Below are 12,411 nucleotides of genomic sequence, written 5' to 3'. Positions count from 1 at the left end.
GGCGTCTTATGCGTTGTTCTGGACGGTGGCCGCTAGATCTGCAGATTGATGCTGAAACCGGTGGTCACACCCGAGGTGTGGAAGCTTTCCGGTTTGTCGATCGGGACACCGGCAAACAGGTCGTAGCTGAAGCGCTGCCACACCGTGCCCCGCAAGCCCACTGCGCTGCCCGTTAACTGCTGCCCGGCCAAATCACGCGCGCCTGGGCCAGCCACGCGACCATAGTCCACGCCCCAATACAGCTCATGACCGCTCGCCAACACCTTCCAGGCCAGCTCATTGCGCCAGATCAGGCCTTTTTCACCGGATAAACTCTGCTCGCCATCAAACCCGCGTACGGTGTAACGCCCACCAATCGACAGCCGATCCTGTGGGATCAGCGGCTGATTGCTCCATTGCCCACGCAAGCTGGTGTTGTAACGCCAGGATTGCCCCACCCATTCGAAAGGCTGGTTCAAGCTGATGTCACCGGTCATCAGGCTTGGGCGCGACCTGCCGGTGTTAGTTTCTTCTTCCGGTACCGGCAGTGCGCCAAACGCGCCGATCCCACGCCGCCAATTGAGGTTGGCATCCAGCGTGGCATCGCCAAGATAGCTGTGTTGGTTCAGCCCAAGTTCCCAGCCGGTTGCACGCCGTTCCTGCTGCGTAAGCTCAATATCGCCGACGGCGTTGGTTGAGTGACGACGGTAACCGCGCAGATTCAGCGTGGTTTTGTGACTCTGATTGCGGAACAGCAAACGGGAGACGGTGAATTGCGCGTTTTCGCTTTTGCCGCTGTAGCTGAGGATCTCGTTGGCATTGGCGATATTCTGGTGATAGTTGTAATCGTTATAGTTGGCGGAGAAGTTCCAATAGCCCACAGGAATGCTGTAGTTGACCGTATTGGAGCGGCTGTCATACGGCCCATCGCGGAACAGACTTCTGCCCAGGTTGACATAAAACAGGTCGTTCTGGGCAAAAGGGGCATCGATCGACAGGGTGGTTGAGCCCTGGTACTTGCCGGTGCTGTCAGAGCCGCTGTCATCCAGCCCGACGCTGAGATGGAACGGGCGGCTCTCTTTCCAGGCAATCAGCAGGTCGCTGGTGGCTTCTTTAGCGCCCGGGACGATCTTGATATCCGCCTCAACGTTGGGAACACGCTTAAAGTTCTCCAAAGCCTGCTCAATAGCGCGTAGGTTGAGGATATCCCCTGAACGGGCTGGCACCGCATTCCACGCTCTGGCGCGGTAAGACACAGGCTCGGCAAAATGGATGTTGGCAATACGGCCGGGTTGGAGTGTGAGCGTAAAGACGCCTTTGGTGAGATCCTGCTCTTGCGCCATCACGCGCGTGGTGACGTACCCTTGCTCCAGAATGGCATTCTGGACTTTGTTGATCACCAGCAGGATCCCTTGCGAACCTAAGCAACGGCCTTTCGCGCCATTGGCAGCGTCCAGCGCCCATTGGAAACGACTGGCTTCGTCCCCTACCAGCGTAAAAGTATTAATCGGGAAACAGGGTGATTCATCGGCTGGGTAATCAGGCAATGACGCCGTTGGCCGAGTGAGACGCACATCGGTTTGCGGGGTATTCTGCTGTTGTAAAACCCGCTCTCTTTCCTGCTGGCGGCTGTGCTCTTGGGCATCAATCGCGGCGGCGTTTTGCGGTGCAGCAGGTGAGAGCATATTGGCTGATACCAGCGCTACAGGTTGTGCAACCAGGCAGAAAAGGCTGGCCTTGAAGAATAATGCCACAGAGTTGCTGTAATGGTGATTCATCTTATCCCTTGATAAATTTCAGTAAAAACAATTCACTGCATTTTTGATAAAACTATCCGCATATTTCTGGGCACACAAATCGAGCCCACAAAAATGCGCCTAATAAATTGATTTATTTGAATAAAGAAACTGCCAGAAGCAAGTTAGTTGCTCACAGCGACACCGAAAGGGAAGATTGGCACAGCATGTTGATACACAAGCCAAGAGAACAGGAAAAACACAGGGGTATATTACTGCGATCCGTTGCTACTGAGTCCATTCAGATAAGTCACTTTAATGATTCGGACGTATTCTAACCAAGCCAACCGAGCTCAACAAGCACCCAGCTTGGCTTTGAGCAGCAGATAAGGGGAGAAAATTAAGTTTATTCTCAACTCTCTTAGTATAAAAAACCAGGATATTCCTTAAATATTTTATTTAATTTTTCAAAAAAGTAACTCTAGCAAATTATACTCATCTGAAATTTTTTTCGCTCAGCACAAAAAAAGGGGCTTTCGCCCCTGAGCTTGATGACAAAGTGGCCTTTTAGCCCGAGATACCCGGGTCTAGCGTACCGAGGGGCGCTCCGACGGCTTACGCCGTTACGACCCCTTCGGCACGCTCCCCCTAATAACTGGCTTTGTCAGCCGTCTGAGGGGCTTTCGCCCCTATACGTCTTAGTGCTTGAATTGCATTACGCCGTGCCGCCAACCGTCAATGAATCCAGTTTCAGCGTTGGCTGGCCGACACCAACCGGCAGGCTTTGCCCTTCTTTACCGCACACACCGACGCCTTTATCCAGCGCCAGATCGTTACCAACCATAGAGATTTGCTGCATGGCTTCGATACCGGAGCCGATCAGCGTGGCGCCTTTTACCGGCTTGGTGATGCGACCATTTTCGATCAGGTAGGCTTCAGAGGTAGAAAACACGAACTTACCCGAAGTGATATCCACTTGGCCACCGCCAAAATTCGGCGCATACAGGCCGTATTCCACGCTGGCAATAATGTCTTCCGGCGTTGATTTCCCCGCCAGCATGTAGGTGTTGGTCATGCGCGGCATCGGCAGATGAGCGTAAGACTCACGGCGACCATTACCGGTAGGTGCAACGCCCATCAGGCGCGCGTTGAGTTTATCCTGCATGTAACCTTTCAGAATGCCGTTTTCGATCAGTACGTTGTACTGCCCCGGCACCCCTTCATCGTCGATCGCCAGTGAACCACGGCGGCCCTGCAGCGTGCCATCATCCACCACGGTACAAAGCTCAGAAGCCACCAACTGGCCCATCTGGCCGCTGAATACCGATGTACCACGGCGGTTAAAGTCACCCTCTAGCCCGTGGCCGACCGCTTCGTGCAGCAGCACACCCGGCCAGCCAGCCCCCAAGACGACCGGCATAGTGCCAGCAGGGGCGGCAATGGCAGAGAGATTGATTAACGCCATACGCACCGCTTCTTTGGCAAATGCATCGGCGCGCACTTCACCCTCGACGCTTTCCAGGAAATAGTCATAACCGAAACGGCCACCGCCGCCGCTGGCACCGCGCTCGCGCTTGCCATCTTCTTCCACCAGCACGCTGACAGAAAAACGCACCAGCGGGCGGACATCCGCTGCCAAAGTGCCATCGGTCGCCGCCACCAGTATCTGTTCATATACCCCGGTGATACTGGCCGTCACTTCCTGTACGCGCTTGTCTGCGGCACGCGCCACTTGATCCACCCGGTGCAGCAAAGCGATTTTCTCTTCGCGCGGCAAACTTTGCAGCGGATCGAATAATGGATACAGCGCTTGGTGGTGGATCTCACCCAACGTCTGAACTTTGCCGTTGCCGCTTTCACGCACAATGCTGCGTGCCGCCTGAGCACTTTGGTTCAGGGCATTCAGGGTGATCTGGTCTGCATAGGCAAAACCGGTTTTCTCACCGCTGACGGCACGCACGCCTACGCCCTGATCGATATTGTAAGAACCCTCTTTGATAATGCCGTCTTCAATCACCCAGCTCTCATGGTAGCTGGACTGAAAATAGAGGTCGGCATAGTCGAGGCGGCGTTCGGCCAGTTGACCCAGTACAGTAAACAGGTCTTGGTGACTCAGCTTATTTACAGCGAGTAATTGCTCACTGACAAACGTCAGGCTCATAGTTTTTTCACTCTTGATGTGAGGAGAAAGGGTCAACCGGCGCAATCAGCGAAGGTTGGAATCGGTTGTGCTGCATCACCGGCATCTGGGTACGAATGGTTTTCAATGCGCCAATGTCCACTCGCACCTTAAGTGCAGAGACTCTATCAGCGTTCTCTCCCAACACATTACCCCAACCGTCAACCGCCATGGAATGGCCCCAGGTGCGGCGCGTGGTGCCGTGGCGACCAACCTGAGCCGGGGCCAGAATCACGCATTGGTTCTCGATCGCCCGTGCACGCAGCAGAATTTCCCAGTGCGCTTCACCGGTAAGACGGGTAAATGCCGCAGGCACCGAAATAAGCTCCGCCCCCTGCGCACGCAGGGCCTGATACAACCCGGGGAAACGTAAATCGTAGCAGATCGTCATCCCCAAGCGCCCAACGGGGGTATCGACCACCGTCAACTGCTGGCCATGCTGATAAGTATCCGATTCGCGATAATGTGCATGCATATCGTTAATATCAACATCAAACATATGCATTTTGTCGTAACGGGCACGGATCTCGCCCTGATCGTCAAATAACAGGCTGCTGGTGGTAATGCGCTGCGGATCTTCCCGGCTGATCAGCGGCATAGAGCCCATCAGCAACCAGATGCCGTAACGGCGAGCCATTTCACGCACCGCTTGTTGCAGCGGCCCGTCACCCTGCGGTTCTGCATGTTCCCGATAGGCCGCCGAGTTGGCAAACAACAACGCATTCTCCGGCGTCATGACCAGCTTGACCCCGGCATTCAGCTGCTTGATTTGCTGTTCAATCTGCGCCAGGTTATCCCGCACCTGGTCACCACTGCACAGTTGTAGCAACGCAACGTTAGCATTTTTCATGGCGCCTTATCCTCTCTTGGCTTACGCAACACCTCATTGATACTTGGCTGATCCAGGCTACCGCTGATGTCATAGCGAATAAACGAGATCTTACTCCACAACGGCCCCAACACTTTGGAAGCAGCAAACACCGCTGCACCGACGATCGGGTTAATCACAAATGCGGTGGCGACACCCACCGTGGCGGAAAGCTCCGGCGCAACCACCGCCTGCATGTCAATCTGGCGGCGTACCAGATCAATCTGGCCACTCATGGCAACATCCGCCGCCAAGCCATCAATGAATAAATTGTTTGTGTGCATTATGCCATCTTTCGCCGTGATATTGCCGCGTATGGAGTCAAAGTAGAAACCATTACCAAAAGTATCTCTGAAATCAAACTGCAACTTACGCAACAGCGCATCAAAACTCACTAACCGCAAGAGCTGGCCAGCCCGGCCACCGACGTTATCAATTTCACCTTTACCCAGATCGACCGTTATAGCCCCATTCAGCGTCTCGATCTGCGGTTTCCACGGCTGGCCGTGCCAGTACAGATCAAAATCAATCGTATAAGGTGCGTCTTTCAGCGGGATCGTGACGCCAAAGAAGCTGGCGGTCTGATCGGTCTTGCTGCCCAATAGCCTGCCTTTCAGCGCGCTGCGTTCTTCATGGCTGTTCTGTTTCCACAAACCAGTCACCGTCATGCGGCCTTGGCCGGTATCCACCAGGCCGTGGGTCAGCACCAGAGAATCACCGTCATGCTTAATGTCGGCTTCGACTTGGCCCAGTTTCTGCCCCAGCACCCAGCATGACTCACAGCGCAGCATGGCCGCAGGCCAGTCCTGGAACGAAATCTTGTCTGTCGCCAGCGGGTTAGCCGTGCCTGGGGTATTTTTATCGTCAGCAAATTGCGGGTTGTAATAAAGAAAGCCGAGATCCAGCCGCCAAGGGCCATGTTGCGGTATCTTCAGGCTACCCTCAATTTCATTCCCCTTGGCAGTGATCTGGCTCATGCCACCAAGCGGTTTGCCCACATTCAGTTGAAGGTTATTCCACGCCTGCCCACCCAGCAGAAGCTGCGGCGTCTTTAACGTAACCTGAGTGGGGAAACTGAAATTGCCCGCTTTACCCGCCTCGCCGCCCTGTTTGAGCGCGGGGGCCAACAGCGCCAGCCATTGTTCCCCATCCAAAGCGGGCAGATCCAACATCAACGAAGGCTCTTTTGGCAGATCTGGCACGGCACTGCTCGCGGTTTTCCAGGCAGCACGCGCCAGCGCCACCTGCTGCTCGGCCAGCAGCCATTCGCTGCTGAAGTGGTTTTGCTGGCCTAGATTGCCATTGAGGATAAAACCCCCCAGGCCGCCTTTAACCTTCACGCTCGTAGGCAGAGCGGTTCCCGCCGCTTTATCGAGCGGTGCTGGTAAGTGACTGCTTACTTTTTTCAGTTCAGCATTCACTTCCACGGCATAGCTGGGTTCGCCTTTATGTGGCAGATGGATATCAACAGCGCCTTGCCACGGAACGTTACCTTTAAGGGCTTGAGCCACCTCAGGCGGCATACCTTCCAGCTTGGCCGGTTGCCAGTCGCCTTTCAGCGCCACATTCACCTTATAATCCTGCGGCAGTTCCTGGGTGGTGAAGTTGATAGCCAACGGTTGGCCGAACCAGTTAGCCGCCAGAGTGTCGCTATCCAAGTTGCCGTTATTAAAACGGAATTTACCGCTCATATTCTCCAGTTGGCTGGCCAGCGGTTTCACCAGCAGCGAATTGTTGCGCAGCGTCACTTCCCCCTTGGCGGTCACCAATTCCCCGTCCAAAGGAATATCGAGGTGTAAGCGCCCACTTACATTGCCCCCAACCTGCAATTCATCCAATGCCGCACCTATCGAGTGATCCAGCGGCGTCTGTTGGAAATAGGCCTGTATCTCCTCCCCAGCCCCGGCGATATCCGCATCAACGAACAGCTTTTGCTTCTGATAATCCGGGATGATGGCGGTAACGTTCCGGCCATCCACCTTGCCCAAGCGAGTATGCGGGGCGTTCATCCACAAACCGTCATTGACGAAATCAAGATCGATCGCCAAATCCTCCAACGCGGGCCATTTGGGTTGAAATTCAAAAGTGGCATGGCGCAGTGGCACATAAACCTGGAACTGGCCGTCATTTTGCTTGTACGGGAAATGATGCGGATTACCAGCATAAATCAGGGAAGCATTATTCACCTGTCCCCCCTGAATGGCACCACTGAGGTAATCCACCAGATGTTTGCCCATCAAGGGTTCTGGGAAATAGCGCCAGGCATCTGCACCATCATAAAGGCGAATACCGGCGAGAATATCCAGCCAGGGATCACCCTTGGCCGGTTGCTGATAGCGGAAGTCACCGTTAATCCACAGCGATTTCGCTTTCACGTCCAAATCGTTACCGGCTAACTTCCAGCCCTGATCATTACGTTGCCAGGTTAATGCTCCCTGCGCATGGCTGATTTCCAGCGGTGCACGGAACATATCGCCATAAGGCAAGGTGCTATTACGCAAATTCAGCGTCAAACGGCCATGTTCCACGCTGCCTGATAACGCGCCCGTGAAGTGATTCATCCCCGGCAGCAGTTTCCAGTGTTGCCAGCTCAGATCCTGCCAGAGCGCCTGAAAGCGAGTTTTATCCATCTGTTTCAACGGGATATCCAGCGCCAGCGCCTGGAGCTTGCCCTGCGGTTGCAAATCTTTCCAACGATCCAGCACGTCCGGGCTGAGGAAGGAGAAAGTCGGCAGCAGCGCTCCTAGCCGCTCAAGCTGCAGACCTGTCGCCCGAATCCGCAGCTCTTCACTCTGATTTGGCCCGAGAAACTGGTTATTTTCTGGCAGCCACAGCGCTGCCAATGTGCCTGGAGGCCAGGCTTGGCCGTCGGTTTTCAGATTCAGTTGCGGTACGTTTACCTGCCAGCCATTGCCCTCGCGCGTTAACGCCAGCGCCAGATTATCCACATTCAACTGATGAGGTGCATCCGCTACCGACCAATGGGCAACCCCCTGTTTAAACAAGACATTGCTGCTGTAAATTGCGCCATTCTCAATCTGCAACCAGGCTGCCAGGCTGAAATCGGCGCTCTCCAAACCGGTATTGGTCTTCAACCAGCGGCTAAACCAGGGTTTCATGTCGATATCATCGGCCTGCATGTAGATCATGCCGGTATTCAGTAGCCCCTGTTCGTCGCGCAAATCCAGGCGTAGCTGCACCACACCATGCTGCCCATTCAGGGTCGATAGGCTAATCTGCCCCTCGGCGCGATGGCGGTTAAGGCTGTTCAGCCAGGTAAGCTGTGGGATGTGGAATTCGGCGCGCGATCCTGACGGCGTGAGGAAAGAAACGCGGCTTTCGCGCAGATCAAAATGATCCAGTTGATAAAGAAACAGATCGCTGACCTGGTTGGGGGCCAGGGTGTTACCGTTATTGCCCTCGCCGCCGAGCGTGGCATTGAGATCGAACTGTAATTGGTAGAAAGTGAGATCGCGGAACTGCCAACGCCAGCGCAACAGGGATTGCCACACGTCCAGCGCCAGCGTCACCCGCTCAATCTGCAGGGTACTTTTTGGCAACGTCAGGTGAATATTACGGATGTCCAACGTTGGCCCAAACGTTTCCCAACTGCCTTGCACAAAATCAGCCTCAACAGCAATGCCGGAGATCGCTTGCACTTTCTCCAGCAGCTGCGGGCGATAGTTGTTCAGTTCAGGCAGGATCAGGCGCAACCCGCTGATCAGCAACGCCACAATCACAATCAAAATGGCGCCTGTTGCTAACAGGATCCCGGGCAGTCGCCTCACGCATTTCTCCTTGCATCCGCTGCCTGGCAACGGGAATTTCTTAACTGTTGCCCCTCCACAGCCCGCTGAAAAACGGGGGCTGGCGGAGTTCAACGCCGCTCATGCTGCCCACTGTACAAACAGGGCGGAGAGACGATCACATCATGACAACGTCAAACTGTTCCTGGCTATACAGCGGTTCGATTTGTACTTTGACCTGCTTACCGACGAAGATCTCCACTTCTGCCAGCGCATGCGACTCTTCACCTTTCAGCGCTTCCCCGACCGCCGCTGACGCGTAAACCAGGAAACGATCGGAATCGTAAGCATGATGTACCCGCACAATCTCGCGCATGATCTCATAACAGACGGTTTCCACCGTTTTCACCGTTCCGCGACCATTGCAGGTTGGGCAATCGTTACACAGCACATGCTCAATGCTTTCACGCGTGCGTTTACGCGTCATCTCCACTAATCCTAGCTGAGAAAAACCGTTGATCGTGGTTTTAACACGATCTTTACTCAGTGCCTGCTCCAGCGAGTGCAATACGCGGCGGCGGTGATCTTCATTATTCATGTCAATGAAATCAATGATGATGATACCGCCCAGATTGCGCAACCGCAGCTGACGAGCAATCGCCTGCGTCGCCTCGATATTGGTATTGAAAATGGTTTCATCAAGATTACGGTGACCGACAAAAGCACCGGTGTTGATGTCGACGGTGGTCATGGCCTCGGTTTGATCGATAATCAGGTAGCCACCGGATTTCAGCTCCACCTTGCGCTCCAGCGCCCGCTGGATCTCGTTTTCCACGTCGTAGAGATCGAAAATCGGCTGGTTGCCAGCGTACAGCTCCAGCTTGTTGGTGATATCGGGAATATATTCGCTGGTGAACTCCACCAGTTGATCGTGCGTCAGGCGCGAATCGACGCGGATCCGATCCAGCGCGGCACCCGCGAAATCACGTAAAATACGCTGCGCCAGAGCCAGCTCACCGTAGAGTTTGTATTTGGTCTGGTTGCGTTTTTTACGCTCCATGACCTTGGTCCACAAACGTTTAAGGAAAGCGGCATCCTGCGCCAGCTCTTCTTCACCGATCCCTTCCGCCGCAGTGCGAATGATGAAACCGCCCAGATCGTCGCAATACCCCACCACGGCGCGTTTCAGGCGCTCGCGCTCGGCTTCGCTTTCGATACGTTGGGAAACCCCCACATGGGCGGCACCGGGCATAAATACCAGATAGCGCGAAGGTAAGGTGATATCGGTGGTGAGGCGTGCACCTTTAGTGCCCAGTGGGTCTTTTACCACCTGCACCATCAGATCCTGCCCCTGGCGCACCAGTTCGGCAATATCGCGCACATTGAAGTTTTTTTGCTCATCACCAGCAACACATTCGGTATGCGGCATGATATCGGAAGCATGCAGGAAGGCCGCTTTATCCAGGCCAATATCAACAAAAGCGGCCTGCATCCCCGGCAACACGCGGCTGACGCGCCCTTTATAGATATTACCAACGATACCGCGTTTGGCTTCGCGTTCGATGTGGATCTCTTGCAGAATACCACCGTCGATATAAGCCACCCGCGTTTCTGACGGTGTGATATTAACCAGTAGCTCAGCTGTCATGTTTTCTCCTCAGAACCGATGGCCATGCCTGCGCCTGCAATTAACCGGTTCTTGCATCTCGTAATGAGACAAAATGGCTGAGCAGCTCATGTGTCTCGACCAGTGGTAAACCCATTACCGCGTGATAACTGCCCGTTATCGACCTGACGAAACAACCACCCTTTCCTTGAATGCCATAGGCACCCGCTTTGTCCATCGGTTCGCCCGTGGCGATATAGTCTTGAATATCCTGTGACGACAGGCTACGAAATATTACGTCCGTCAGTACCAACTGGTGCAACACCTGATGCCGATCGGCAAGCGCCACAGCGGTCATCACCTGATGCCGTTGACCGGACAACGCTGCCAGCATCTGTTCAGCATCCGCTTTGTCACGCGGTTTTTCCAGTATCTTGCCATCCAGCACCACTATCGTATCCGCACCCAACACCGGCCAATCCTGCGTTGCCAGGGCGACTCCCGCCGTGGCCTTTTCCTGCGCCAGACGGCAGACATAATCTTCAGCGCCTTCGCCGCTGCGGCATTGCTCTTCGGTGTGCGTCAGAAGAATTTCAAACGGAACGCCTAGCAAGGTCAGCAATTCGTGTCGACGTGGGGAACCGGATGCCAGATAAAGCGAAACCATGGATATATTTCTCATCTTTCAAACTGCAACGGGAGATTCATTGGGCACATGCTGGTTATTGTACGGCAAACTGGCGGCGGATCTTGCGCATCAGCAGGAATAACCACGGCCAGAGCACGCCGTTCACCACACTACTCCAGAAGACTTCGGGGCGGAAAGAGACGTTAATCACTAAAAACTCCGCCCAGAACACCACGACATCCATCGCCAACGACAGCAGAATAACGATTAGTGCCTGTTGCCACAGGGCCATATTGCGGAACAGTTGGAATTTAAATGCCACCAGATAGGCAATGATCCCCATCGCCAACGCCCGCACGCCAAGGGTTGAACCGAGGATCAGATCCATGATCAACCCCAGCACAAAACCTGTGCCGACGTTGACCCGGTGCGGTAACGCCATCACCCAGTAGGTGAGGATCAGCAGCAACCAAGAGGGCCGGAACATGTAGATTTGCTCTGGCCACGGCATAATCTGCAGCACCAGAGCCACAAGAAATGACAGCCAGATTATCCAACGCCCGTTGCTGCGGTATCGGTTCATCTGGTTGCTCCAGAGCCGTTCGGGGTGCCCGTAGCGGCAGGTGGCACGGCGGTGCCGGTGGCTGCTGGGGCTGGCGGGCCCATGGCATCTGCGGGTGGCAGCACTTGCGGCATCATCTGCATCAGGCGTTCATTCGCAACGCGATGAACCTCCTCTGGCGGCAGCGGCAATGTCCCATTGCGATCGGCCCCCCACAGCAGCAACAGATAACGCAAACGTTGCAAGCCAGCCGTTGGCCGCGCCTGAATCACCGTATAGGCCCGCTGGTTATCCACTTTCACCGAGGAAACCACCGCCACCGGATAACCTTCAGGGAAACGGCCCCCCAGGCCGGATGTCACTAACACATCACCAACGCGAATATCGGTATTACCCGGCAAATGTTCAAGTTGCAGATCGTCAGTACAACCGCTGCCTGCGGCAATCACTCGGATATCGTTACGCAACACCTGGATCGGCAACGCATGAGAGGCATCGCAAATCAGCAACACGCGGCTGGTCATTTTAGCCACCGCCACCACTTGGCCTACCACACCTTTATCGCTGATCACCGGTTGGCCTTCATAAACGCCGTTATCCGAGCCTTTGTCGATCACCACCTGATCGCTGTACGGATCAGAACCGGTCGACATCACCTGCGTGACCATTTTGTGTTCGTCCTGGCGCAGCGGTGAACCCAGCAGTTCTCGCAAACGGGCATTTTCCTGCTTGAATTGACCAAGAAGAAGAATATCGCTGTTTTTCAGCAGCAGTTCCTGCCGCAGAGCACGGTTTTCAAGTTCGAGCTGTTGGTGGGTAGCCAGCGTTTCCGAAACGCTGTCCAAAACTTTACGCGGCCCATTGGCCAAAAAATAAAAAGGACTGACGGCGGTATCCATGTAGTTTCGTATTTTAGCGAACGTACCAAGCCGGCTGTCGGCAACGATCAGGGTAATAGCCGCGATCACTGCCAGAAAAAGTCGTAGTTGCAGGGAAGGCCCCCTGCTAAAAATGGGCTTCATAAATTATGCGAGTTCCTCGACAACAGAAAGGGGGACCGTATCCGACGTCATGCGGTTACCGTCATCCGATACGATCCCACCGATC

The 12,411-nt window shown here is 54.6% G+C and carries 8 protein-coding genes; all 8 read right to left on the bottom strand.

Translation table 11 applies throughout. From position 1 onward, the window contains the following. Positions 1-32: 32 nt before the first annotated feature. The 8 genes from IV04_RS10265 to mreC all read right to left on the bottom strand — a co-directional run bounded on the left by IV04_RS10265 (position 33) and on the right by mreC (position 12,326). A complete protein-coding gene (locus tag IV04_RS10265) occupies positions 33-1,664 on the bottom strand; it encodes a ShlB/FhaC/HecB family hemolysin secretion/activation protein (protein ID WP_231566269.1) in 1,632 nt (543 codons plus the stop codon). A 766-nt stretch (positions 1,665-2,430) separates the two neighbouring features. Beyond that, positions 2,431-3,876: a metalloprotease TldD gene (gene tldD, locus IV04_RS10260; protein WP_037395010.1), complete on the bottom strand. Its 1,446-nt coding sequence runs from the start codon at positions 3,874-3,876 to the stop codon at positions 2,431-2,433. A 7-nt stretch (positions 3,877-3,883) separates the two neighbouring features. Beyond that, complete coding sequence (gene nit1, locus IV04_RS10255; protein ID WP_037395012.1) at positions 3,884-4,744, bottom strand: deaminated glutathione amidase; 861 nt, start codon at positions 4,742-4,744, stop codon at positions 3,884-3,886. Then, a complete protein-coding gene (gene yhdP, locus IV04_RS10250) occupies positions 4,741-8,550 on the bottom strand; it encodes an AsmA2 domain-containing protein YhdP (RefSeq protein WP_037395014.1) in 3,810 nt (1,269 codons plus the stop codon). Before yhdP ends, nit1 begins: the two co-directional genes overlap by 4 nt. A gap of 136 nt (positions 8,551-8,686) precedes the next feature. Further along, positions 8,687-10,156, bottom strand: a complete 1,470-nt coding sequence (gene rng / locus IV04_RS10245) for a ribonuclease G (RefSeq protein WP_037395016.1) — start codon at positions 10,154-10,156, stop codon at positions 8,687-8,689. 40 nt (positions 10,157-10,196) lie between these two features. Next, positions 10,197-10,781, bottom strand: coding sequence for a nucleoside triphosphate pyrophosphatase (locus IV04_RS10240; RefSeq protein WP_037395020.1), 585 nt, complete (start codon positions 10,779-10,781; stop codon positions 10,197-10,199). A gap of 55 nt (positions 10,782-10,836) precedes the next feature. After that, positions 10,837-11,325: a rod shape-determining protein MreD gene (gene mreD, locus IV04_RS10235; protein ID WP_037395023.1), complete on the bottom strand. Its 489-nt coding sequence runs from the start codon at positions 11,323-11,325 to the stop codon at positions 10,837-10,839. Further along, positions 11,322-12,326: a rod shape-determining protein MreC gene (mreC, locus tag IV04_RS10230; RefSeq protein WP_037395025.1), complete on the bottom strand. Its 1,005-nt coding sequence runs from the start codon at positions 12,324-12,326 to the stop codon at positions 11,322-11,324. The genes mreD and mreC overlap by 4 nt, the downstream gene beginning before the upstream one ends. Positions 12,327-12,411: the final 85 nt, after the last annotated feature.

The sequence above is a fragment of the Serratia sp. Ag1 genome, from assembly GCF_000743355.1.
Lineage (GTDB): Bacteria > Pseudomonadota > Gammaproteobacteria > Enterobacterales > Enterobacteriaceae > Chania.
The sequence above is the reverse complement of the archived record's forward strand: the minus strand, read 5'-3'. Positions and strand labels throughout refer to the sequence as shown.